The sequence below is a fragment of the Lysinibacillus sp. NPDC093692 genome, from assembly GCF_050280125.1.
Taxonomy (GTDB): domain Bacteria; phylum Bacillota; class Bacilli; order Bacillales_A; family Planococcaceae; genus Lysinibacillus.
Genome location: NZ_JBNNUW010000017.1, coordinates 1 through 20,899, shown reverse-complemented (window position 1 = coordinate 20,899; position 20,899 = coordinate 1). Strand labels below are relative to the sequence as shown.

Sequence of the window (20,899 nt, the reverse complement as noted above, 5' to 3'; positions counted from 1 at the left end):
ATACTGAAATCTATTTAATAGGGGTAGAGAGAGTAGATTTTCAATATATGGAGAGCATTCAATCTGTTGAAAATCTGTTAATTAAACAACAAGTTCCTTTTTTAGATGTTGCTGAAATTACGAATTTAGAAATATACGCGAGCAAAAATAAACAAATATTAAAGTGGCTTCATCTTCAGAAAAATGAAGGAGATGAAATGAAAGAAAACGTGATTCATTATCTAGGTAAAGAAGATGAACATATTAATGATTTTATTAATCAGGATAATATTGGTGGAAATAGTGCTGGCTTGGGGCTAGCACTAACAGGACTCATTTTGCGAGGCGATTTCCAAAACAACGTAGCAATTGCAGTGACAGGCGCAATAAGCGAGAACGGTGACGTATTACCGATAGAGGTACTAAAAGAAAAAATTCTAATCGCAGAAAAATACGGTTTACCTTATCTGATTATTCCCACTAAAAATGCAGAAGAGGCAGCACAAATTCAAGAGGAGCAAAAAATCAACGTAAAAATTTTGCATGTGTCTCATATCGATGAAGCTGTTCAACTAATAAATGAGATGAATGGTAAAAATAAATGAAGAGAAACGATCATAACTCTAAATAAGCAATAATACTATTTTTCTGGTTATATGAGTAAAAAAACAAATATCGTATTTTTCCGTTAATTATCTATGAAATGAAAACTAAACGTCAACGAACTCTATGGTTTCAAGTTATGAATTAAGGTCACCTTTAATAATAGAAAGGTGACCTAAAAAGGTATTTCTTTAAATGATCAATAGTAGGTAGATAGTTTTCGGTGAAATCGGTAACTGTATCATGAATGAACATGATTCATCTCCTTTCCAGTAAATCAGCCCTCAGATAGAACTAAATAATGTTTTACCACATTGTCATATTTCACAATTAAAATATCATCACGTTCTTTTGCTTTGCGCCAATCGGTAAATGGTTAGCTGTACCATTTTTAAAATCCTCAGCTTTAGTGGCACTAAATTGTATGTCACCAATATATTGATCTTCATTCATTTCAAGTTCATCGATCCATTCTATTTCAGTCTGAAAAATATTACCTTCCCATTGAAAAATATCTGCTTGGTTGTTCAATCTTAAAGCTTCAGCTGCGTCAGGTTTTTCAGAAGTAGAAGTATCTTCTGTGCCTGTTTCATTACAAGCAACTAAAAATAAACTAAACAATACTACAATTAATAAAGAGTCTTTCTTCTTCGATATATCACCCACTTCATTCAGTCGGAGGAAATCCACAACTTTATTCAAAATTACTCATACGAACAATTATTTGATATGGCATGCAATGGTGTAATTTAATGAAAGAAGATCTCTTTCTACAATGGGTTCTCCACCTGCTTTTAGACACCTTTCACTAGCCAAATTAATTTCCTGTTGATTAAAATATGATTGCACCCCAGTTAAAAACACTACGCCAAAAACAAGTAATAGACCAATTTTTAAAAATGGCCTTTTCATTTTATCGCTCCTTCTTTTGAACATGAAGTTCTCTACATCAATACCAATGAATCCTTAACTCCTAGAAGTCACACAACTATTAATTACCGTTTTATGGTGATGGCTATTATTTACAGTTTAATGGAAGAACAAAGGGAAGTACATATTACATAATTCCTTAAAACGTTAAATGTTTCTGTTGTTAAAGTATGAAATTAGGAAACGGGAAATGAATAGAGAAGGTTAATTGACATGTTGTATACATTTGTATACACTTTAAATGTAGTCGAGATTGTATACAAATGTATACAAAGAGAGGAGGATAAATTTGAGAAGTGAAAAAATGAAGGAGTTTAGAGAAGAGGGACGTCATCGAGGGGGACGTCACAGAGGAAGAGATGGCTCTCATCACCATGGTCCTAAAACTTTCCGTCGTGGAAGAGCTATTGCCTTTTTAGAGATGATGAATTTAAAGCGTGCAACGATTAAGCAACAATTAGAGCAACCAGAGTTTCAATCGATTCAGCCAATATTAGTGGGGGAATTAAAAGCCATTGATATGGTCATCAATGAATTCAGTCAATTATTTGAAATACATGAAAGTGAAACGCTGGATACACCCGACAATCAACAGGATGAAAAATCTATAAACCATGATGAAGAAGGGAATAACCTAAATGAAAACAATTAATACTTACATTGATTCAGTGTTTCAAACGCAGGACTCTATTTTAGAGGAGGTTATTACATCCATTGAAGAAAACGGGATGCCCGCCATTTCTGTCTCTGCTTCTTCTGGAAAACTTTTAACAATGCTTGTCTCGATGACTGGCGCTAAAAACATTCTTGAAGTAGGGGCTCTCGGGGGCTATAGTGGTATTTGTCTTGCTAGAGGGTTCGGCAGTGATGGGAAATTAACTTCGCTAGAACTAGAGGAAAAATACGCGCAGTTAGCTTACAGTAATTTATCGAAAGCAGGTTTTGCTGAACAAGTGACCTATATGACGGGACCTGCATTGCAAAGCCTCGAAAAGCTAGAGCAGGGCAATGAGCGATTCGATTTTTTCTTCATCGATGCTGATAAGGATAATTATGAAAATTATTTAAATTACTGTGTGAAGTTAGCAAAACCGGATGCGATTATCGTTTCGGATAATGTCCTTGCTAATGGAAGTGTGGCAGACCCAAATGCCCAACCAAAACGTTATACGGAATTAATGAAGAAATTCAATATTGCAGTAGCAAACCACCCTCAATTAGAGTCGATTATTATTCCAATCGGTGATGGTATGACACTTTCAAAAGTGAAGAAGTAAGCACCATTTTGTTTCGAAGGCACTGACGTACTACATGTTAGTGCTTTTATTGTTTTATAATTTTACTAGTCTACAAGTATAAATAATTGAGTATCCACCCGGCAATCCCAGTAATAATTCCAACTATAATTAAAATAAGCCCATGCTTTTTCTCATGATAATCACTTCTTAAAACAACGCCCATACAAATGGCCATAATACCACAAAACAATTGAAAAAAGACAAGTGCAAACGAAGCGTTTAACCAACCAATTAGTATGAGTAGGGATTTATAGTTCTTTTCAGTGTCCATACACATTCCTCTTTTCGTGTTATGTATATATACATTTTATTGGAATGTTTTATTGAAAATACATGATTTAATTTGGATATTATCAATAGTGTATAAAAAAGGGGAGCCACGATAAGTTAGGGTTTCAATAAAAAAAGACTGCAATCAAACTTAAGCTTGATTGCAGTATAATATGAAATTAACGTATTTGATAGTATGCTTAAAGCAGAGGGGGGCCTCTCTTATTTAATTCAATCTTAAATGTACTATAGGATAAGGGCGACCTGAACTATCTGTTGGATCTTCACTGACAATTGTGAAACCATTTTTGAAATAAAACATCTTTGCATTTTCATTGTCTTTATTAACATCAACAGACCTTACATTAAAATCTCTAATAAGTTGTTGTATTATTTGTTTTCCATAGCCTTTTCCAATTTCAGCAGGTTCTAAAAATAGCATTTCTAAATGCTGATGATTGGTACCTGAAAAACCTATCAATTCATTTTCCACAAACCAAAGTCTTACATCAAGATGTGGGAAATACATAGGGATTTCCTTTTTAATGTCTTCCTTATCTTTTAAACTTAAAAAATCATGGGTTTTGATAACGGATCTATCCCAAAGATTTATAATAGTTTCATAGTCATTAGTTGTTGCTTGTCTGTTTTTCATAATGTTCTCTCCTTTTTCTCTTCAAGTACCACGCTCCTTTCTCTTTTTTTTTTGAAGATTTTAGCGATATAGCACCAATCTATATAAAATTTCATTTTTAATCTCCTCCTAAATTATGGGGTTTATTCTTATGATTTTATGTAACGAAAATTGTAACATATGGAAATAGGAGAAACAAAAAATATAAAAGGGCCACCACAATAGTAGTGACCCTTAGTATCAAGTCAGGAGGTGTAAGGCTAAATTAGCTTTACACTACTATTTATATGATGTAGAAGAAATTAAAGTTAGTTTTGTGCCTGCAAGCTAGATTTATTTTTAAACTTATTTCAGCAGATGTCCAAACACCCGTTGAAATAGAGGAACTCAGTCAAAAAGCGACACGTCCTGTGGCATTATCGAAATCGTGTCGGCTTAGCACAAAGCTGATTCCGGACGCAATTGGGTGAGGCATAATTGATAGGATACCACTATCACAAAATCCTAGACTTAACTAATTTTAGTTCCGTTTGGTACAGATTGGTCAGGCGTTAATAAAATCACATCTCCTTCTACCGGAACGCCACCAATTACTAAAACTTCAGATTTAAAACCTGCTACACGACGTGGAGGAAAATTAACGATTGCTACTACTTGCTTATGAATAATTCCTTCTGGTGTATAGTGTTTAGTAATTTGTGCAGAAGATTGCTTGATGCCGATTTCTTCCCCAAAATCAATTTTCATTTTAATGGCAGGTACCCTTGCTTTCGGGAGTTCCTCAGCTTGGATCACAGTACCAATTCTAATATCAAGATTCATAAAGTCTTCTATAGTGGCCATAAAAAATACTCCTTTATTTAATTTTCAATTTGTATAAATTCTTGTAAATTCTTTTCGATGAAATTATTTATTTTTTCTATAGTAGTTGGATAAATATTTTCGAATATTACATAAAGCAATTCAAATGATGCATGGAGCTCTTTGTTATGATTTAATTCATCACGAGTAATAGAAAAATTCTCTAATGTAATAGGGTGATTATGTCGTTTTAGTTCTTGTTCTATTCTCTCAAGGAGTAAAATAAAGGGTTCATCATCAAAATACTTAAAACATGCTTTGATAGCTGTCCAACTTTTAGGTTGAGCCATGAAATAAGCACTCCACCAATAAAATTCGATAAGAGATTCACTAATATGAGTATAATAAACATTAAACATAAATAATGCTCGTTGGCCTTCTGTGAGTCCCTCATAAAAATGTTCTTTCACACCGATATTCGCTTCGTCGGACATTCTTACCTTAAAATTATTAATAAGTGGCTCGAAGCACCTTTCACATAAAGTGGAGCAATTGAAATCAAAATCCTCTTCCTTTACCTTTATTATCAAAATAATCACACTCCTTCCAAATAATATAACATTATGGCATGGAATGTGCAGCGTTATTTACATACATTTTGGATTGTTATTAGTTTTGTATACTGCTAAAAGGGCAAAAATTAAAGCATTAGTTTTAGCCTCAACAAATAAATTTATTGTAAAAAAATGGTTAAAATATTTGTGGCGTTGTATAATTAAGTAAAAACTAAACAGAGCGGAAGTGGGAAGAAATGAAACAAATTATTGCATTAGGAGGAGGAGGCTTTTCAATGGAGCCTCAAAATCCTTTATTAGATACATATATTTTACGGCAGTCTAACAAAGCTAATCCTAAAATTTGCTTTGTCCCTACTGCAAGCGGAGACTCGGAAAACTATATTGCAAGTTTTTATTCTTTTTTTGACTCACAACCATGTATTCCGACGCACCTATCACTTTTTTCTCCACCTACGCGAGATTTAGAAAGTTTTATTATGGAAAAGGATATCATTTATGTTGGGGGAGGAAATACTAAAAATCTTTTAGCTTTATGGAAGGAATGGTCGTTAGCTAGCATTTTTAAAACTGCTTGGCATGAGGGAATTCTTTTAACAGGTATTAGTGCTGGCTCAATTTGTTGGTTTGAGGAAGGAATAACAGATTCATTCGGTGGAGAGTTAGAGCCGATAAAATGTTTAGGGTTTCTTCCAGGTAGTAATTGTCCTCATTATGATGGAGAAATCAATCGAAGACCAGCTTATCATAATTTGGTGAAAGCGAATAAACTCTCATCTGGAATTGCCGTTGATGATGGAGTAGCCGTTCATTTTATCGATCGAGAAATTCATAAAATCGTTAGTTCAAAACCAAATGGTAAAGCATATAAGGTCTCGTTGGATAAGGGTATCAATGAGGAAGAGTTAAATGTAGAATATCTAGGAAATTTAGATAAATAGTATAATACTTTCAAAGATCATTTCAAAGAATAAGCCTATTTTTCGAAGATATTATTCTTACTTTTCTGAAATTCAAATTTTTATTCGAAACAAAATAGGGTAATCAAACGTAAAATAAGAAGAGGGGGGATTTGAATGAAATATGTATTAATCGGTGTTTTCTTAACATTGTGCGGTGTTTTCATATAGATGATTTTGTGGGGAATGGAAAAAATGTATTTAGTTCCAGGTATAGTTGGCTGTATTTTCATTGTAATTTCAATGGTTTTTTCAGGCTCCATGGCCAGTGGGGATCGGATGAGGGCAAATTTTGCTACCGAAACTACAGAACATCGAGACGAACGTCATAAAATCACGATAAATTCCTTATACATGGCTTTACCAAATATTATTGTTGCGGTTTTATTTTATTATTTAAATTAATGATCAAGATTTTTGGAACCTTTAGTAATATGAAAAAAGCCTCTAATGAAGTTGTAAATCAAAAATAAAAGGTCACTCGGACAAAAGTGACCTTTTTGTTTAAACTGTAGTATGTTAGGCTGGTAAGTTATCCTACTATTACTATTGATGTTATTTAGCAATAGAGAGTATGGAATGATTGAATGTAACAATGATAATTAGCATTAACTTTTATTATTAAAAATCAGATTAGTAGTAGAAAACTTCATTAATAATTCATGAATGTTGCTCCGACAATAATTAAAAGAATAAAGAGGACAACAATTAGTGCGAATGCTGAGCCGCCGCCGTAACCACCGCCGCCACCGCAGCCGTATCCGCCGTAACCACCGCCATATCCTCCGTAACAGCCACAGTTACCATAATTTCCACCTTGGTAGTATCCCATAAAATATCCCTCCCTTCTACAACCTATAATATGTTCATGTGTAGAAAGGAGGGGAGGTATTCATCTAGATTTTACTCAAATTCGTTTTAAAAATAGGAAAATTTATCATGAGGAATTACTCCAGAAAAAGGGCCACCAACGCTAAAGGTTCCTCGGATTTTTGACGTTTTTTGCACATTACATATGATATTTAAATAAAAAACATTTTTATAGAATAATAAAATTGAAACCGTTACAAATTTCAACCGTATATATTAAGGAAGATTTTCGGAGGTGTTTGTACTATGACATTTATCGGATGGGCTATACTAACTTTTTCAATTGTATGTTACTTACCTTTTTTTATATGGCTTTCTGCTAGTTATCTTAGAAATGGTGATCAATCAAAAAGAAAAAATAACTATTGGTTATTTTTAATGATAGCTGGATTATTAAATCCATTGAATTTATTTTTGTTTAAGATGAAAGATACATATTTCTTGGCAGTAATAGTCATTATCATTTTATTATCGAGCTTATACATGTTCTTCATCGTTCGGCAAGATAAAAGAAAAGCGATGGAATGATTAGCGAAACGTTTGAAAAAAATATTGCTACAGTACACAAAAAAGTATTCCCTTGAATGTAGACAAATTCAAGGGGATATTTAAAAAATCTTGAAAGTTCTTCGCTATCTAGAGGATTCGATTTTACCTCTGCTTTTTAAAATTGTTTCTGTTCTAATACCCGCGTTGAAAACAGACACTATCATAATAAAGAAAAATAGAATTTGAATGAACCTATCTGCTGTCCAATAGCCTAAATAATTCATAAATACAAGGATGACAAATAAAATAGCAGAAACAATGGGGGAATAAAGGTGTAATTTACGAAACATTTCATTTCCTCCTTTTTATGTTAATAAACTATATTCTAAGGTTAACATAAAAGGAGCCTAAGAAAGACTCTTTCTAAAGTGGTTTATTCATTATTTGTTTCAAGACCAAAGTTGCTACTGTGCCTATACATATACAAACTGCATAAATAATACCGCTAATGATACCAAAAAAATCTAAACCAAAAGGTAAAAGAAAAGTAGCAATACCTACTATGTATGAGAATAGTCCAAATAGCTTCGCTAGTTTATCTTTATCACCCAAAAAACTTTCTTCTTGGTAACCCGCAATAAGCCACAGTTTCTTTTTTATATGGGTAAGGTAACCCATAATAACAAAGATTAAAGCAAGAACTATACATATAATATATCCAGCAATCATTTTCGCCACCTCGCTTATTTTAAGACTAATAAATATACGAATAAAACAAAAATGAGTTTTCCAAATTATTACTGAAGGTAATCTATTTCGAAGGTATTTCATCATATTAAACTGTAATGACTCTCACTAAGTATAAAAATATTAGGGGAATTAAAATAACAATGAAAGAGAAGTAAAAAAGGGTCACTCGAACCAAAGTGACCCTAAACCACAAACTAGGAGGGCAAAGCTAAGTTAGCTTTACACTACTATTAATATGATTTGGTAGCTATGTTTGTATAGTGAAATGCCGTGAATTAGATTAAAAAATAAAATCTATGGGTGATGTTTCAAAATTGTATCTCTGTCACTTTTTCTACATGTACTTTTTATGGACATATATGTAAAAAGCATAGAGGTATATCTACTAAAAACAATTAAGAAAGTTTGTTACTTAAAGCCGCTTGTAATACTACATTTGCAAACTCATGATCATTGATAACATAAAGTACTTCGTCCGGCTCAACCCAAATGCGCGAAATCGTTTCATGTTCTCGAAGAAACGGGAGACAGTCTTGAACTTCCATACAATAAAACATTTGATAACCAATTAACGGGTACTTTCCATCAGCTTTGAATAAAGGATTCTCTTCGTGGCTAACTTCAATTGCTCCTATATAGTTGATAGGACCCTTTTACATAGCCTTCTTCAAATGCCTTTCTATGAAATGCTTCTTCAGGTGTTTATCCATTTTCTATATGACCGCCAGGAAAGTTAAATCCTCGCCCGTCTACATGAACTAACAAAACATTCCCATTATAAAAACAAACTCCATGTACACTTGTTACTTTGCTATAATCATGAATATTTTTATTTGGTAACCACGTCAGTTTAAGATAATGTCCGCCCCAGTCCACATAAGGTTGGTTGTTCATATGTTGCCTCCTTTTTATGTAGGAAATCATTATATTTCCATTCTAGTTAATAAAAATATATATGTATCATCCTTTAATAAAGAAAAATAGAAGTTTTAAGGGCCAGGGTCAATCTGGAAATAAAGCACAAAAGCCGGCGAGTGATGATGGGGGTTCATCTACTAAACAAAATACAAAAAGAGTCACATTTAACTAGGTGTGGCTTTTTCTTATGCATCTAATAGCTATAAAAAGAAACAATGGAAGTCAACTTAATGCCAGAGCACTAGGGTGCAGCGATATTTGACATCAACTATACGCAACGAAAGAGGTGGTACTATGCAAATAACAGATGGTAAATGGATTTTTGATTCTGAGGTGATCGATGAAATTGCGAACAAAATACAACGAGATGAGCAGGAGCGAGAGATGGTAAATGCTTTTGCACGTTATGCCTACCTTCGATACAAGCAAATTCGAGACAGTGTAAATCCTCGTAAATGTAGATATATGAGGATTGATCAAGTGCGTGAACAATTAAAATCAACAGCGAAGCTACGAATAGTGAGCAGTCGATTTTCTATTTCAGAAGAAGAAGTTGTTTATATCGTAGATTTTGTGAAAAAGTATTTGAAGTATGTTAAATAAATCAAAATCTCCCGGTCATAAAAATTAACCCGGGAGATTTTATTTGGTTGTTGATTCTCTTGAACGACAGGTAGGTATCTCGACTTTGAACATGCACAGCCTCTTAGGTTTGTAAAAAGGTCGAAAGGATATCATTTCTCATCTCTCCACACTATATAGTATGATAAAGTGTAGAATTAAGGAGCGTGAGAATATGAGATTCATTAAATTCCTTCTGGTTATTGTCATTGTCCTCGGTGCTATTGGCTATGGGGTTTATCATTATGGTGTGAAGTTTGCTTCCGAAAAAGTCGCTGATACAATTTCTTCAGAATTAGAGGAAAGTGGTCAAATGGATGAAATTAAAAATACGATTGAAAGCGACCCTCAATTAAAATCATTTATGGAAGAGGCTAAAACTGCAGATAGTAGCAAGTTACCGTTTTCAACAAAAGAAGAGGCGACAAAAGTAATCATTCAAAAAGTTGGCATTTCGGAGCTTAATAATATAAGAACAAAAGTACAAAATGGTTCAATGACGAAAGAACAGATTATTCAAGAGATGGAAGGGAAATTAACAGACGAAGAAATTTTGGCACTAAAAGTAATCGTCTATAAAGAATTATATAAATAAAACGTTTACAGACTATAAAAAGTAAAACTACAGGACATGCAATTGTTGCGTGTCCTATTTTTTTGCTTTCTAAAGTGATTATAAAGAAAATATTTGTCCCTTATTATGTGAAAAACCTGTATATAAATGAGAGAGGTATCTCATTTTTTAAAAAATTCAAAGAACAGGAGGGGCATCATGGCTATATTCAGGGTTCGTAAAAAGGAGAATTTTGTTGTGTTAGACAAAGGATTTTTGAATGACATCCGTTTAAGCTGGAAAGCAAAGGGTTTGCTTGCTTATATGTTGTCATTGCCAGATGATTGGTCATTTAGTATTTCTAATTTAGCTACTAAGAGCAAATGCAGTCGTGAATCCACGGCTAACACTATAAAGGAGTTAACGAAAGCGGGCTATATTCATAAGATGCAGATCAGAACAAACCACGGAAAATTCGGGAAATTGGAGCTGTCCGTGTTCGAAACACCAAGAGCTGAACCGTATAGTAAAAAGCCAATAACGGTTAATCCGTCACCGGAAAAACCGATGACGGAAAAATCGCCACTACTAAGTAATAATAATTCATTAAATAATAATGTACTAAATAATAATGATAATGATAAAAGGGGTCATTCCAAAGGTGAAAACCTTGTAAAAACACAAACGGCATTCGAGTTTTATGAGCAAAATGGGTTTGGTTCTCTAGTCGTTCATGTCACAAATAAAATCGATCATTGGATTAATGATCTGTCAGAAGACCTTGTTATACATGCCATGAAGTTAGCAGTAGAAAACAATGTGCTTCGTTGGAATTACGTAGAAAAGATTCTACAAGATTGGAATAATAAGAACGTTACATCCATTGAGGAAGTAGAAGCGGACAATCTGCAATTTGCAGCTCAAAAACAACAACGACAAAAGCCTACTAATCGATCTACCCATCAAAAATATAAAGAAATTGTCCCTGAATGGTTCCATCAACGACGTCAAAATGACAGTGATCTAGAAGATGATCAAGCTATTGATTTTGAAGCTGAGCGTCAAAAAATCTTAGAAACATTAAAGAACTTAACAGCGAGTGCAAAGTAAATAATGTAAATCAAGTTCATCGCTGTAAGATGACAATTTTGTCAGCTAACTGTCATGTCCCGAGATTTAAGGTAGTGAAGTGGTGATCTATACTCTTTTGTAACGATACGATTTCGTTAGAAAAGAGGAGGCAGAAGAAATGAAGAAGATGAAATTCATGGTGATGACAATATTATTCGCTACTTTCTTAGTTGGTTGTGGTGAAAAGGGAGCTTTGATAGAAAAAGAATACTATGTCCAAATTAACGAGGAACAAAAAACGCCTAATAGTAATGGACAATACGTATATACAATAGAAGGATATGATAAGGATGGAAATGAAAAAGTGGTAAGTTTTTTTGCTGAAAAACCTTTTGCAAAAGGAACTATCTTACGTGTCCCAAGAAGCTTAGAAGGATACACGGGGGAACCCCAAGTAATGCATGGGAATGAGTTGCCAAAAAATATTAAAGAGAAATTTAATAGGAGTTAAATCCAATTTTTCAAGCGAGAAATGAGGACAACTCAAAAAGAGGGACCTGACTTATATCGTTTGAGCAGGTCCTTTCATATATAGATGAATATCTGATTTTGCGTCATATGGTACTATGAAATGGAAGTTTACTATATGCAAAGGGGCATACTTATGAACGCACATTTTAATTTTACGGATTTCCCCGTATTAGCAACGGGACGTTTTATATTGCGAAAAGCACAGGAAAGTGATTGTTTTGATCTTTTGGAGCTTTATTCAAATGAAAGTGTTGTGAAATACATACCATTGGAACCTTTTAATTCAGTGGAGGATTCAAAAAATGAAATGAATTGGTATGAAAAAATTTACGAAGACAAGAGTGGCTTACGATGGCTTATAGAAGAACCTACAACTAAAAAAGTAATCGGAACATGTGGTTTTTTAAATTATGAAAAGGCTCATAATCGTATAGAGATTGGGTATGATTTAATTCCTTCTTACTGGGGGAAGGGTATAATGAAAGAGACGTTAAGTAGTATCATCCATTTTGCTTTTACTAAGATGAACATGAATAAAATAGAAGCAAAAGTCGATCCTGAAAATAAATCATCCATTAAATTATTGGAAAAATTAAATTTTTATCAAGAAGGTATTTTAAGAGAGCATGAATTTGAAAAAGGAAAGTATGTAGATTTAATTAATTTTTCCATTTTGAAAAGGGACTATCTGTAATTTATAGCCCTGTTGATTTAATATTGTTTTTACATTTAACCTCAAGTATGGACTACTTACTTGAGGTTAAAATTTAGCTTTAATCTTAATGGAAATGGGGTGCACGTTATGCTGAAATTTATCGGCTCTGGAAGTGCGTTTAATACGAAATTAGGTAATAATTCAGCTTATTTTAAAGCAGGGAATCAGATGTTGCTGATTGATTGTGGTAGCAATATTTTTCACCGCATTAAGGAAAATAATTTACTGGAAGGTATAGAACACATCCATGTATTGATCACGCATACTCATGCAGACCATGTTGGTAGCCTTGCTGATTTAATATTTTATAGCTATTATTGCCATGGCGAAATGGCAAAACCGAATGTTTCTGTTTATGCCGTTCATGATGTGAAAATTGAAGAATTGTTGACCATGAATGGTATTAGCCCAGAAGTTCATTGTTTCACAAAAAAATTTCAATCAGACACAAAGTACTCACTGAATTTCTGTAACGTACTTTTTGAAAGATCTAGTCATGTGAAAGAGATCCCTTCTTATTCCATTGAATTATGTATAGATGACAAACTTATCTATTATTCGGGAGATACAAATAGCCTAAAAGCATCTTTACGAACTCCACATAAATCGGATAAGATCTACGATTATGTTTACGTTGATACTTGTAAAGCTGATTATGAAGGCAATGTACATTTATCATTACGAAAACTTAGCGAGTTAGTTCGTTCCGATTTACGTCCAACATTTTGGTGTATGCATTTAGATGAGGGCTTTGACCGTCAAGAAGCTGAAATGTTAGGGTTCAATGTTGTAAAGAACGAATTTTAAGGAAAAAAGGGGAGCGATTTATGGAAATTGATTTATTAGTAAGTAAGCCACAGCATATAGAAGATGTTGCAGAAATGGTCTACAAGGAATTTGTTGTACCAACTAGCAGTAAAAAGACATATGAAGAAGTTGTCGAATTTTTTAAAAGAACATATGTAGATGAATTTCCAATTACTTTTATAGCAAGTGTAGATGGTCAATGTGTAGGAACAGTCTCTGTATTTGAAAATGATTGGAAAGAAAGACCTCAATTTAAACCTTGGTTAGCATCTTTATTTGTAGAACCTTCATATCGAAGTCAAAAAATAGGTTTTTATTTAATCAAAGCTTTGCTAGAATATATGAAAAAAATAGGTTATACAAAAGTATTTTTAAAAACAGAAAATGCCGCAGTCTATTATGAAAAAAGGGGCTGGGAGCGTATTGAAACAGTGTTAGATGAACAAGGCGACCATATCGATATTTTTAAATATACACTATTGAATGTTGAGTCCAATTATTAAAAAGCTATCCAATCTTCAGCAGTCTGCATAATAATTTAAGGCATGCATCGTTATTCTTCGCCAATTAATTTACTTTACAACATAAAAAGCTGTAGCGTATGACAACGCTACAGCACAGAATTGGTCTTGCCCTGATAATGGCTGAGCCATTAACAGCATTATAACACAACGTACGATAAATCAAAGTTCTAATGAGAATTTATTTCAATGAATTGAATACAACGTTGGATAGCTGACACAATTGAGTTTTAAATAGCTACTCTATTATTGTTTCAGTAAAATTTTTTCGACCAGGATTCACTTTATTTACAGTAACATTTAATTTACTGATTGTATTTTCTGTTAAAGGAATCTTTCCATCTTTCTGTATTTTTTTCCACATTTTCACGTCTTTTCGATATACATGCTCTGATAAACGGAAAACATCTACATTTAATTTTAAGCCCTCTGCATATGATTTTTTTATATCTGTTTTTACCGAACTAATAATACCTTTTCTTATTTCTTCAGTATTTATCTTTCCTTTGAAACCATTAATGATTGCATTTAATTTTATATCGACTTCAAATGTTACTTCATTGTTTTTTACAATTGGTTTAATTTCCGTACTTAACTTTTCTAAATCAACTGTTAAGTACTCTTTTTCTTTATTGTCTAATTTAAAGGTTACATCTCCTCGAGTTGTTTTAGGAAACATCCATTGGATCCCTCTCGCATCCCCATCATTTAGAAAACCTTTAAAACCATCCTTTGAAACTACCGCGAAACCTGATAATGCAGTTTCCGTTGTTGGCTCATTGGCCGTCTCCCAGTTTTTGTTAATTGTAACTAATGGAATATTCACTTCATGACCCGGTTCATTTAATTGGATAATTAATCTTCGTAAATCAACAGGCTCTACATAAGTTTGTAGTTCTTTTGTATGCAGTGGATTACTTAGTTTCGAAGCTGTTGGTGCTTTATTTAAAACCGGTGTGATTAAAAGAATATCTTTAATAGGTTCCTTTGTACTAAAAGCTAATATTTGATATCGTGTTTCCCGATGACGTAAAAAGCTGTCAACAACAGGAATAGAATTCGCATCTTTTAAGGCGTCCTCTGAGAACAGAATAAAAGTCATATGTCCCCAGAATACTTTTTGGTCGATAGAGCGATATAATTTGAAAAAGGCTTCTTCCATCGTTTTACCTTTAGCAAAGCCAATCTCTGTAGGTGCAGCTTGAGGAGTAGGTCCTTCCGATTTAGCTACATTCGCAAAATTGACAATTTGCATATATACTTCATATTGACCATCTTTATAATCGATACCAATTCCATCAACATAATACATTCTTTGCGGTTCTTTAACATCCCAACATCCAGAAAGCAATAGTACAGTTGCTAAGCTTACGATTAACGTAATTTTTTTTTTCATTTTTTGATCCCTACTTTTAGAAATTCCTGTGTAATTTTGAGGACTTAAGAAGTTTTGTTTATAGTTTGGACAAAAAATTAGAGGATTATAAGTAATGAAAAACTTAGGATAGCTGCAATTAGCCTTTAAAATAAAAGACCAGGACTCATTTCTATAATGAGACCTGGGCGTGTGTGCAAAATATTATATCCCGCAATAATGTAAAAAAGTAAAGCGGAAGGTTATATTCCTTTATTATCGCGAATTTCTATAATGGTTCCTTCAGGTGCTTTTAATTTACAAAGCTGACCATTTTCAACTTTATAAATAATTTCACCATTTTTACGAATAAAACGAACGTTCATTTCCTTTAATCGTGCTACTTCTTGAAGAAGATTATCAACCCATAAACAAAAATGTACAATACCTTGAGCATTTGAATTGCATGCTTCAAGATCTTCATCAAATTTCCCAGTTTGGAGTTCTATATAAAAGGTTCCAAGCTTTAACCATGTATTAAAATGTCTATCGTGGAAATCCGGCGATTCCTGTACTAGTTCAAAACCTATTACTTCTGTGTAAAAATTTAAAGATTCTACATATGTATTCGTTTGGATGCAAATGTGATGCACATATTTTTCAACCATAAAGTACTTCTCCTTTTATTGAAGCTGCTCTATCAATCAGTTATTGCTAAATGATACCAAAATTGCTTATTACTGAAGAAATAGCGTAACATTTAGCTTTCATTCGCACAAGTATAATTTGCGACGAAATGGATAATTTATATATCGGAGGTGATAATTTTGACTAACAAAAAGCGCAATACAAGTGAAGAAGAAGTAGAATTTGGAGCAGATTTAAGCCCTGACGATTTAGATGTGCGTGAAGAAAATGAACTAACTAAAGAGCAAATGAACAATGCAAATCATGAAAAACAACAACAAGAAAACACTTCCCAAAGAAGTAATAAAAAATAAAGAAGACGCATATAATTTTCTACCACAATCTTTTGGTTGTGGTAATTTTGTATTCATTCATATACATAGCTGGGGAAAATTTAAGAGGGGATAAAACACAATAAAAGGAAGAAAGGACAAATAGTATGCCAACTAAATTTAAAATTGAACGCCCGCTTATTCCAAATGAATTGCCTCAAGGAACTTTTGAAGACGTTTTTTATGATGAAGAACCTTATCTATCGCATCAATTGATCACGAATACAAGTAGAGAGAATGATCGTATTGACCGTTTAATTGTTTCCAAAGTACGGTTTCAAAAAGTATCTCTGATTCACTCGAATTTCAATAAAATTGATATGATGGATGTAATCTTTGAAAACTGTGACTTATCTAACTCAACATTTCACGAAGGGATTATCCATCGAGTTACGTTTAAAAACTGCAAACTGTTAGGTGTTGATTTCTCAGAGGCCCATTTAGGAAACGTTTCTTTTGAAGGATGTATCATGAATTTATGTAACTTTGGCTTAGCAAGATTGAAACAAATTTGTTTCGATCAGTCATCATTACGTAGTACAAACTTTTACGACTGCCAATTTAAAAAAGTGAAATTTGAACATTGTAACATAGATGAAGTTGATTTTAGCGATACACCGCTTAATGATGTGGATATTAGTACGTGTACATTTGAACGCTTAAATGTAACGATAAAAAATTTAAGTGGCTGTGTGATTTCTACTGAACAAGCAATTGGCTTTGCTGAATTGCTAGGTTTAAAGGTTAAGCGATGATGAGTACTTAATTAAATCAAGCCTGGTCTTTTGGAGTAGGCGGATTGAAAATGATTAGCCTCTCCGTTATAAGGAATGAGAAACGAAAAGATGAATTGCTAGAAATCGGAAAACAAAATTCCATCCTATTGTAGAGACAAGACAAATGGATGGAATGAACAATCGACTAAGTGATATCGAAAAAAATTTAAAAGAAGTAGATTAAAAACAAAACGGCTATAATCATCTCGATTAAACGCCGTTTTTTCATGTGCGCGCAATAGTATTTGAAGCCGAGCACATGAAAGGGTCACTATTCAAGTGACCCTGAACAAAACTATATGGAACTAGTGAACTTATAGGGTTTTTCAGCTTTAATTGAGGCTACTTCGCCGCACTTTTGACACAGCGTAAAAATAAGTGAAGAACCATTTGAAAAAAATTTGTCAACTGGTCTTAAAGCAGCATAGCCATCAAGTTTCCCTTCAGAAAATGAATCATTACCACAAGCTTTACAAATCAATTTGTTGTTGTCCATAATATCACCTCAGTATGTAATATGTGTAAATTATAACATAAAAAAGGATAGTGTTTTATAAACAACCAGCTAGGGAAAAATGGGGAACAGAATAATTTCTTAATAAAGCATCTTTGGCGGAAATAGGATTTTGTGAAACTTATTTAAACTCAAGCCGTAGTACTAATAAAGAAAGGAGGGAGCAACTTGAAAAAATACCTATTATTCACATTGTTTTTCGCGGTAGCATTTTTAGTATTGCAAGTATTATCAGGGATGCTATTAACAATGTTTTATACGCCTAGCAACCAATGGGTAGAGGCCTCGGCTTTACCATCGCAAGTGATGTTTGGAAATACTAGCTCAATTGCGCCACTTGTTATATCTTTAATCGCGTTGGTCATTGCTTTTGGTAGTGTTAAGCTAATCAAAAATAAGGCTGTGCACTAATAAAGGGGAGGGGGGCTTTCTCCCTTTTATTAGTGAAATATTGCAAGTCCATAATATTAGGTATAGTTCAAATAGCTTTTTAAGAGTAAGCCTTTCACACAACTGTGAAGGGTTTTTTCTAACAGCCGAAATGAACGAATACTAAGTTCTTCAGTATTAATTGCATATGTATCAACGAATTATACCACGCAAAGTGTAAAATAGAGAGCAGCATCAAAGATGTTGGAGATATTGAATTGATTATCGGAACACCTAACTATTTCTTTTCATACTTTTTACTATCCCACGCCCAATTTATGAAAGCATAAAAGAATACAAAGAATAAGGCATAGAGGGAATTTTCAAGTAAAGCCCAATTACCATGTCTGAAATAATTCCAAATCGTTTTAAATAAAAACATTGTTACAAAACAAAAGATATATATGTATTTTCTTGCAAACGGCATTTAAGCCACCTCTGTATATGTAAATATTAACATAAAAGAAGATACAGCGTTTTTCCATAGATAAAAGAATCGAAAGGATGGTACAAAAATGGCCACTCATTTATGAGTGACCCTCTTAGTGATATCCCTAATACTCGTGTTAAATTTTTTTCCAAATGACCATAAATTGTGCTGCTTCAGATTCGAGCGCAATTAGATGATCTTCAGTAGAAGGTTCTTCTGAAATTAATCGTCCTTTTTGGACGTTTAAAATTGCCGGTTTTATATCTGGTGAATGTTCAATGGTGAATTCAGATTGATTTAATAATGTCAAAGATGAACGGCATTTATTTTTATCAATTCGTTCGTCCTTCCCTTTGAAATATAACTTGATTAAGTGTGGAACACCATCAATCTTTAATCCGAGTTCTGGTGATGAGCGAACAGTTAAATATTCGCTATACCAATTGGATTTGCCTGGTTCAAACCATTCAATTTCTTTATTTTTAATAAATTTTAAATGTGCTTTCACTGCTTCTAGGTAATTTTTTTGTTTTGTTTGAGAAGCCTTTTCAGCAAGATCAAGCAAGTAATCGTTACTAAATTTTTTCTCGTGAAATTTTCGGATACCATCCCGTAAAGGCTTCCAGTAATCAAAAGCTGGATTGTATTCATCTTGATATTTTATTTGTCTAACCATTGAGGTTTTACCAGTAACGCCTTTGAAAGTAAAGTCTGTAAATTGTGTAAGACCGATAGATACTTTTTTTGAAGACATTCATAACAGCTCCTTTTACAAATTAAACGTCAAACGACTGTATTCACAACAATTCAAAGCCATTTATCAAAATGATGAAAGCCTAAAATATGCATCTGTTTTATTTTCTCTGGACTAAGAAAGGGGCGTAGCTACATGCAAAATTGCTAACCACGGTAGCGGTTGCAAAGATGTATGGAATGGAGATTTTATATGATGTATTTCATTAAAATAATGGATCATAGAAGATTATAGTAGCGATTGAACGATTATATGACAGGATTCGTAGTTTAGAAGCATGTTAGTTAGAAAATTGATGACATGGAAGTGGATAGGGTCATTAATGGCCTGCAACAGTAAAAGGTGATGGAACGAGTGATCGTTAATGAGTGGTATAAGTGATGGATCCAGAGGTTAGCCGAGATATGAGTTAATCTTTATAGCAATAAAAAGGCTGCCTAACAGTTACCTGTTAAACAGCACATGGATATTGTAAATATAAAACAAAAAACAGGAAAAATCAACAAATTTTTTAGCTTTTTTTTGCCTCTGTTAATTGATTTGCAAAGCATGACTGGAGATGAATATTCTTACCAGTAAAAATGTCAGTCATTGCGTCAACAATGTATAGCAGTCAACAATCACAAGAACAATGTAACTTCAACAAAGTGGCGGCGTGGACGTCGAAATTTGACGTGAATAAATGATTGAAGTTCCATTTTTAGGAATGATAGAATAAGTGTTATAGAGAGAATAATACAAATGAGTTTAGTAACGTAACCATAAAATTGTCTAAAGAGACTAGGTTCATCAGACAGTCACTATCTTTTATTTTGACAAAATAACCAGATACTAAGTGAGCTAAGAATGGAAAAAATCTATTAAATTGGAGGTTAGTTCTATGCCCTTATTCAAGTACGGAGTGTTAAAAGGTAAAGTTGTTGACGTGAGACCTGTGGATTCATTTGACAAAACCCCTCATTACCAAGTGCATGTTCGGGCAACAAAGAAGGACAAAAACGAGGAGAATTATAGGATTGCGATCAATGTCGCCTCAAAGGTAAAGCCATCAGAAGTCCTGTATTTTGTGAGTGAAGATTTTAACTCGAGTCAAATAACAATTATTCCTGATTTTGAAGAAGGATTTACAGAGGTTACTAGTGAAAATCATGAAATTGCATTGGATTATATTCGTGGTAGCTTATTTGATCCGTCAAAAATGATACCTCTCCCTGCAAAAGAAAATGGACCAGACAATGACTTAAATGAAAAAGTGAATAAGTATATGCAAGAGGCTATGACTAAAAAAGCTACCGTTTACGCTTACGGTGAAAAGTTTAAAAATGAAGATAAAGTAGATAAATATTTCGGCTTTTCTCCAGGCAGAGGCATTCATGATATTCATATGAATCAAGGGAATAGTAGTGATTTTAGGAAAGACGATGGGATATGGCAAGATGGTGGTGTCCTCATTCATTTTGAGGAGGAAAACAGATGGGTTGGTATATTCCTTGCTTTCCAATCTCAGTCTTGGTGTACTGATGACCATGGACATGCTACGAAACCAGTTAGTGTATGTAACCATACCAATAGAAAATCAGCGATAGAAATTTGATTGCTAAGAACACTTTAGATAGCCCAGAAACTCAATTAAATGAACTGAACCCCGAATAGTGGACACTTTAAAAAGTGACCCTATTCGGGGTTTTTTGTTCATTTCACAAAAAAATCTCGTTATACTAAATATAC

At 33.4% G+C, this 20,899-nt stretch carries 32 protein-coding genes; 17 read left to right on the top strand and 15 right to left on the bottom strand.

Going from position 1 to position 20,899, the window contains the following annotated elements; translation table 11 throughout:
* Positions 1-47 precede the first annotated feature (47 nt).
* Positions 48-584: a S16 family serine protease gene (locus ACQKN4_RS17120; protein ID WP_427484277.1), complete on the top strand. Its 537-nt coding sequence runs from the start codon at positions 48-50 to the stop codon at positions 582-584.
* Positions 585-912: 328 nt separating this feature from the next.
* On the opposite strand, the gene ACQKN4_RS17115 is transcribed toward ACQKN4_RS17120, so the two are convergent.
* A complete protein-coding gene (locus tag ACQKN4_RS17115; protein WP_079560951.1) occupies positions 913-1,284 on the bottom strand; it encodes a hypothetical protein in 372 nt (123 codons plus the stop codon).
* Positions 1,285-1,302: 18 nt separating this feature from the next.
* Entirely contained in the window at positions 1,303-1,494 is a 192-nt protein-coding gene (locus tag ACQKN4_RS17110; RefSeq protein WP_079560952.1) for a hypothetical protein, read from the bottom strand.
* 322 nt (positions 1,495-1,816) lie between these two features.
* Between ACQKN4_RS17110 and ACQKN4_RS17105 the strand changes: the two genes are divergently transcribed.
* Positions 1,817-2,164: a hypothetical protein gene (locus ACQKN4_RS17105; protein WP_427484340.1), complete on the top strand. Its 348-nt coding sequence runs from the start codon at positions 1,817-1,819 to the stop codon at positions 2,162-2,164.
* Complete coding sequence (locus ACQKN4_RS17100) at positions 2,151-2,789, top strand: O-methyltransferase (RefSeq protein WP_427484276.1); 639 nt, start codon at positions 2,151-2,153, stop codon at positions 2,787-2,789. Before ACQKN4_RS17105 ends, ACQKN4_RS17100 begins: the two co-directional genes overlap by 14 nt.
* A 70-nt stretch (positions 2,790-2,859) precedes the next feature.
* Here ACQKN4_RS17100 and ACQKN4_RS17095 read toward each other — a convergent pair whose 3' ends face one another.
* The 4 genes from ACQKN4_RS17095 to ACQKN4_RS17080 all read right to left on the bottom strand — a co-directional run bounded on the left by ACQKN4_RS17095 (position 2,860) and on the right by ACQKN4_RS17080 (position 5,105).
* The gene (locus ACQKN4_RS17095) at positions 2,860-3,081 is read right to left on the bottom strand and encodes a hypothetical protein (protein ID WP_079560955.1); all 222 of its coding nucleotides are present in this window, start codon (positions 3,079-3,081) and stop codon (positions 2,860-2,862) included.
* 225 nt (positions 3,082-3,306) lie between these two features.
* The gene (locus ACQKN4_RS17090) at positions 3,307-3,735 is read right to left on the bottom strand and encodes a GNAT family N-acetyltransferase (protein ID WP_427484275.1); all 429 of its coding nucleotides are present in this window, start codon (positions 3,733-3,735) and stop codon (positions 3,307-3,309) included.
* 489 nt (positions 3,736-4,224) lie between these two features.
* The gene (csaA, locus tag ACQKN4_RS17085) at positions 4,225-4,557 is read right to left on the bottom strand and encodes a chaperone CsaA (protein WP_427484274.1); all 333 of its coding nucleotides are present in this window, start codon (positions 4,555-4,557) and stop codon (positions 4,225-4,227) included.
* A 17-nt stretch (positions 4,558-4,574) separates the two neighbouring features.
* On the bottom strand, positions 4,575-5,105 hold the full coding sequence (locus ACQKN4_RS17080) for a hypothetical protein (RefSeq protein ID WP_427484273.1): 531 nt from the start codon (positions 5,103-5,105) through the stop codon (positions 4,575-4,577).
* Positions 5,106-5,326: 221 nt separating this feature from the next.
* On the opposite strand from ACQKN4_RS17080, the gene ACQKN4_RS17075 reads away from it, so the two are divergent.
* Both ACQKN4_RS17075 and ACQKN4_RS17070 read left to right on the top strand, forming a co-directional pair.
* A complete protein-coding gene (locus tag ACQKN4_RS17075) occupies positions 5,327-6,031 on the top strand; it encodes a Type 1 glutamine amidotransferase-like domain-containing protein (protein WP_427484272.1) in 705 nt (234 codons plus the stop codon).
* A gap of 204 nt (positions 6,032-6,235) precedes the next feature.
* A complete protein-coding gene (locus ACQKN4_RS17070; protein WP_427484271.1) occupies positions 6,236-6,454 on the top strand; it encodes a DUF5316 domain-containing protein in 219 nt (72 codons plus the stop codon).
* Between the two features lie 247 nt (positions 6,455-6,701).
* Here ACQKN4_RS17070 and ACQKN4_RS17065 read toward each other — a convergent pair whose 3' ends face one another.
* Positions 6,702-6,881, bottom strand: coding sequence for a YjcZ family sporulation protein (locus ACQKN4_RS17065; RefSeq protein ID WP_079560960.1), 180 nt, complete (start codon positions 6,879-6,881; stop codon positions 6,702-6,704).
* A 284-nt stretch (positions 6,882-7,165) separates the two neighbouring features.
* Between ACQKN4_RS17065 and ACQKN4_RS17060 the strand changes: the two genes are divergently transcribed.
* Positions 7,166-7,447 carry a hypothetical protein gene (locus ACQKN4_RS17060; protein ID WP_079560961.1) on the top strand — a complete coding sequence of 94 codons (282 nt, stop codon included), beginning with the start codon at positions 7,166-7,168 and terminating at the stop codon, positions 7,445-7,447.
* Positions 7,448-7,551: 104 nt separating this feature from the next.
* Here the strand turns inward: ACQKN4_RS17060 and ACQKN4_RS17055 are convergent, their stop codons facing one another.
* The 4 genes from ACQKN4_RS17055 to ACQKN4_RS17040 all read right to left on the bottom strand — a co-directional run bounded on the left by ACQKN4_RS17055 (position 7,552) and on the right by ACQKN4_RS17040 (position 9,052).
* Positions 7,552-7,758, bottom strand: a complete 207-nt coding sequence (locus ACQKN4_RS17055; protein WP_079560962.1) for a hypothetical protein — start codon at positions 7,756-7,758, stop codon at positions 7,552-7,554.
* 73 nt (positions 7,759-7,831) lie between these two features.
* On the bottom strand, positions 7,832-8,137 hold the full coding sequence (locus tag ACQKN4_RS17050; protein ID WP_079560963.1) for a DUF3784 domain-containing protein: 306 nt from the start codon (positions 8,135-8,137) through the stop codon (positions 7,832-7,834).
* 416 nt (positions 8,138-8,553) lie between these two features.
* On the bottom strand, positions 8,554-8,703 hold the full coding sequence (locus tag ACQKN4_RS17045; protein WP_427484270.1) for a hypothetical protein: 150 nt from the start codon (positions 8,701-8,703) through the stop codon (positions 8,554-8,556).
* 157 nt (positions 8,704-8,860) lie between these two features.
* Positions 8,861-9,052 (bottom strand): hypothetical protein, encoded by a 192-nt coding sequence (locus tag ACQKN4_RS17040; protein ID WP_427484269.1) that lies wholly within the window; start codon positions 9,050-9,052, stop codon positions 8,861-8,863.
* A 318-nt stretch (positions 9,053-9,370) separates the two neighbouring features.
* Between ACQKN4_RS17040 and ACQKN4_RS17035 the strand changes: the two genes are divergently transcribed.
* The 7 genes from ACQKN4_RS17035 (at position 9,371) to ACQKN4_RS17005 (ending at position 13,877) form a co-directional block, all read left to right on the top strand.
* A complete protein-coding gene (locus ACQKN4_RS17035; protein ID WP_079560965.1) occupies positions 9,371-9,679 on the top strand; it encodes a hypothetical protein in 309 nt (102 codons plus the stop codon).
* A gap of 193 nt (positions 9,680-9,872) precedes the next feature.
* On the top strand, positions 9,873-10,292 hold the full coding sequence (locus ACQKN4_RS17030; protein ID WP_079560966.1) for a hypothetical protein: 420 nt from the start codon (positions 9,873-9,875) through the stop codon (positions 10,290-10,292).
* Positions 10,293-10,469: 177 nt separating this feature from the next.
* Positions 10,470-11,360: a DnaD domain protein gene (locus tag ACQKN4_RS17025; protein WP_427484268.1), complete on the top strand. Its 891-nt coding sequence runs from the start codon at positions 10,470-10,472 to the stop codon at positions 11,358-11,360.
* Positions 11,361-11,499: 139 nt separating this feature from the next.
* A complete protein-coding gene (locus ACQKN4_RS17020) occupies positions 11,500-11,832 on the top strand; it encodes a YxeA family protein (protein ID WP_427484267.1) in 333 nt (110 codons plus the stop codon).
* Between the two features lie 153 nt (positions 11,833-11,985).
* Positions 11,986-12,546 (top strand): GNAT family N-acetyltransferase, encoded by a 561-nt coding sequence (locus tag ACQKN4_RS17015; protein ID WP_427484266.1) that lies wholly within the window; start codon positions 11,986-11,988, stop codon positions 12,544-12,546.
* A gap of 108 nt (positions 12,547-12,654) precedes the next feature.
* The gene (locus ACQKN4_RS17010) at positions 12,655-13,374 is read left to right on the top strand and encodes an MBL fold metallo-hydrolase (RefSeq protein WP_427484265.1); all 720 of its coding nucleotides are present in this window, start codon (positions 12,655-12,657) and stop codon (positions 13,372-13,374) included.
* A 20-nt stretch (positions 13,375-13,394) separates the two neighbouring features.
* Positions 13,395-13,877 (top strand): GNAT family N-acetyltransferase, encoded by a 483-nt coding sequence (locus ACQKN4_RS17005; RefSeq protein ID WP_427484264.1) that lies wholly within the window; start codon positions 13,395-13,397, stop codon positions 13,875-13,877.
* A gap of 256 nt (positions 13,878-14,133) precedes the next feature.
* On the opposite strand, the gene ACQKN4_RS17000 is transcribed toward ACQKN4_RS17005, so the two are convergent.
* Both ACQKN4_RS17000 and ACQKN4_RS16995 read right to left on the bottom strand, forming a co-directional pair.
* Positions 14,134-15,291, bottom strand: coding sequence for a Ger(x)C family spore germination protein (locus ACQKN4_RS17000; protein WP_079560972.1), 1,158 nt, complete (start codon positions 15,289-15,291; stop codon positions 14,134-14,136).
* Between the two features lie 221 nt (positions 15,292-15,512).
* Positions 15,513-15,917 carry a VOC family protein gene (locus ACQKN4_RS16995; RefSeq protein ID WP_427484263.1) on the bottom strand — a complete coding sequence of 135 codons (405 nt, stop codon included), beginning with the start codon at positions 15,915-15,917 and terminating at the stop codon, positions 15,513-15,515.
* A gap of 150 nt (positions 15,918-16,067) precedes the next feature.
* Between ACQKN4_RS16995 and ACQKN4_RS16990 the strand changes: the two genes are divergently transcribed.
* Positions 16,068-16,250, top strand: a complete 183-nt coding sequence (locus ACQKN4_RS16990) for a hypothetical protein (RefSeq protein WP_079560974.1) — start codon at positions 16,068-16,070, stop codon at positions 16,248-16,250.
* Positions 16,251-16,375: 125 nt separating this feature from the next.
* Positions 16,376-17,023, top strand: coding sequence for a pentapeptide repeat-containing protein (locus ACQKN4_RS16985; RefSeq protein WP_427484262.1), 648 nt, complete (start codon positions 16,376-16,378; stop codon positions 17,021-17,023).
* Between the two features lie 316 nt (positions 17,024-17,339).
* Here the strand turns inward: ACQKN4_RS16985 and ACQKN4_RS16980 are convergent, their stop codons facing one another.
* The gene (locus ACQKN4_RS16980; RefSeq protein WP_079560976.1) at positions 17,340-17,540 is read right to left on the bottom strand and encodes a hypothetical protein; all 201 of its coding nucleotides are present in this window, start codon (positions 17,538-17,540) and stop codon (positions 17,340-17,342) included.
* A 186-nt stretch (positions 17,541-17,726) separates the two neighbouring features.
* Here ACQKN4_RS16980 and ACQKN4_RS16975 point away from each other — a divergent pair, with 186 nt between their 5' ends.
* On the top strand, positions 17,727-17,969 hold the full coding sequence (locus ACQKN4_RS16975) for a hypothetical protein (RefSeq protein WP_427484261.1): 243 nt from the start codon (positions 17,727-17,729) through the stop codon (positions 17,967-17,969).
* 584 nt (positions 17,970-18,553) lie between these two features.
* Here the strand turns inward: ACQKN4_RS16975 and ACQKN4_RS16970 are convergent.
* Positions 18,554-19,171 (bottom strand): hypothetical protein, encoded by a 618-nt coding sequence (locus ACQKN4_RS16970; protein WP_427484260.1) that lies wholly within the window; start codon positions 19,169-19,171, stop codon positions 18,554-18,556.
* A gap of 880 nt (positions 19,172-20,051) precedes the next feature.
* Between ACQKN4_RS16970 and ACQKN4_RS16965 the strand changes: the two genes are divergently transcribed.
* Positions 20,052-20,765: a YukJ family protein gene (locus ACQKN4_RS16965; RefSeq protein ID WP_079560980.1), complete on the top strand. Its 714-nt coding sequence runs from the start codon at positions 20,052-20,054 to the stop codon at positions 20,763-20,765.
* Positions 20,766-20,899 lie beyond the last annotated feature (134 nt).

Excerpts from the sequence above, each read along its gene's own strand:
- ACQKN4_RS17120 (WP_427484277.1), top strand. The coding sequence starts at position 48 with ATGGAGAGCATTCAATCTGTTGAAAATCTGTTAATTAAACAACAAGTT.
- ACQKN4_RS17110 (WP_079560952.1), bottom strand. The coding sequence starts at position 1,494 with ATGAAAAGGCCATTTTTAAAAATTGGTCTATTACTTGTTTTTGGCGTA.
- ACQKN4_RS17105 (WP_427484340.1), top strand. The coding sequence starts at position 1,817 with ATGAAGGAGTTTAGAGAAGAGGGACGTCATCGAGGGGGACGTCACAGA.
- ACQKN4_RS17100 (WP_427484276.1), top strand. The coding sequence starts at position 2,151 with ATGAAAACAATTAATACTTACATTGATTCAGTGTTTCAAACGCAGGAC.
- ACQKN4_RS17095 (WP_079560955.1), bottom strand. The coding sequence starts at position 3,081 with ATGGACACTGAAAAGAACTATAAATCCCTACTCATACTAATTGGTTGG.
- ACQKN4_RS17090 (WP_427484275.1), bottom strand. The coding sequence starts at position 3,735 with ATGAAAAACAGACAAGCAACAACTAATGACTATGAAACTATTATAAAT.
- csaA (WP_427484274.1), bottom strand. The coding sequence starts at position 4,557 with ATGGCCACTATAGAAGACTTTATGAATCTTGATATTAGAATTGGTACT.
- ACQKN4_RS17075 (WP_427484272.1), top strand. The coding sequence starts at position 5,327 with ATGAAACAAATTATTGCATTAGGAGGAGGAGGCTTTTCAATGGAGCCT.
- ACQKN4_RS17070 (WP_427484271.1), top strand. The coding sequence starts at position 6,236 with ATGGAAAAAATGTATTTAGTTCCAGGTATAGTTGGCTGTATTTTCATT.
- ACQKN4_RS17065 (WP_079560960.1), bottom strand. The coding sequence starts at position 6,881 with ATGGGATACTACCAAGGTGGAAATTATGGTAACTGTGGCTGTTACGGA.
- ACQKN4_RS17060 (WP_079560961.1), top strand. The coding sequence starts at position 7,166 with ATGACATTTATCGGATGGGCTATACTAACTTTTTCAATTGTATGTTAC.
- ACQKN4_RS17055 (WP_079560962.1), bottom strand. The coding sequence starts at position 7,758 with ATGTTTCGTAAATTACACCTTTATTCCCCCATTGTTTCTGCTATTTTA.
- ACQKN4_RS17050 (WP_079560963.1), bottom strand. The coding sequence starts at position 8,137 with ATGATTGCTGGATATATTATATGTATAGTTCTTGCTTTAATCTTTGTT.
- ACQKN4_RS17045 (WP_427484270.1), bottom strand. The coding sequence starts at position 8,703 with ATGGAAGTTCAAGACTGTCTCCCGTTTCTTCGAGAACATGAAACGATT.
- ACQKN4_RS17040 (WP_427484269.1), bottom strand. The coding sequence starts at position 9,052 with ATGAACAACCAACCTTATGTGGACTGGGGCGGACATTATCTTAAACTG.
- ACQKN4_RS17035 (WP_079560965.1), top strand. The coding sequence starts at position 9,371 with ATGCAAATAACAGATGGTAAATGGATTTTTGATTCTGAGGTGATCGAT.
- ACQKN4_RS17030 (WP_079560966.1), top strand. The coding sequence starts at position 9,873 with ATGAGATTCATTAAATTCCTTCTGGTTATTGTCATTGTCCTCGGTGCT.
- ACQKN4_RS17025 (WP_427484268.1), top strand. The coding sequence starts at position 10,470 with ATGGCTATATTCAGGGTTCGTAAAAAGGAGAATTTTGTTGTGTTAGAC.
- ACQKN4_RS17020 (WP_427484267.1), top strand. The coding sequence starts at position 11,500 with ATGAAGAAGATGAAATTCATGGTGATGACAATATTATTCGCTACTTTC.
- ACQKN4_RS17015 (WP_427484266.1), top strand. The coding sequence starts at position 11,986 with ATGAACGCACATTTTAATTTTACGGATTTCCCCGTATTAGCAACGGGA.
- ACQKN4_RS17010 (WP_427484265.1), top strand. The coding sequence starts at position 12,655 with ATGCTGAAATTTATCGGCTCTGGAAGTGCGTTTAATACGAAATTAGGT.
- ACQKN4_RS17005 (WP_427484264.1), top strand. The coding sequence starts at position 13,395 with ATGGAAATTGATTTATTAGTAAGTAAGCCACAGCATATAGAAGATGTT.
- ACQKN4_RS17000 (WP_079560972.1), bottom strand. The coding sequence starts at position 15,291 with ATGAAAAAAAAAATTACGTTAATCGTAAGCTTAGCAACTGTACTATTG.
- ACQKN4_RS16995 (WP_427484263.1), bottom strand. The coding sequence starts at position 15,917 with ATGGTTGAAAAATATGTGCATCACATTTGCATCCAAACGAATACATAT.
- ACQKN4_RS16985 (WP_427484262.1), top strand. The coding sequence starts at position 16,376 with ATGCCAACTAAATTTAAAATTGAACGCCCGCTTATTCCAAATGAATTG.
- ACQKN4_RS16980 (WP_079560976.1), bottom strand. The coding sequence starts at position 17,540 with ATGGACAACAACAAATTGATTTGTAAAGCTTGTGGTAATGATTCATTT.
- ACQKN4_RS16970 (WP_427484260.1), bottom strand. The coding sequence starts at position 19,171 with ATGTCTTCAAAAAAAGTATCTATCGGTCTTACACAATTTACAGACTTT.
- ACQKN4_RS16965 (WP_079560980.1), top strand. The coding sequence starts at position 20,052 with ATGCCCTTATTCAAGTACGGAGTGTTAAAAGGTAAAGTTGTTGACGTG.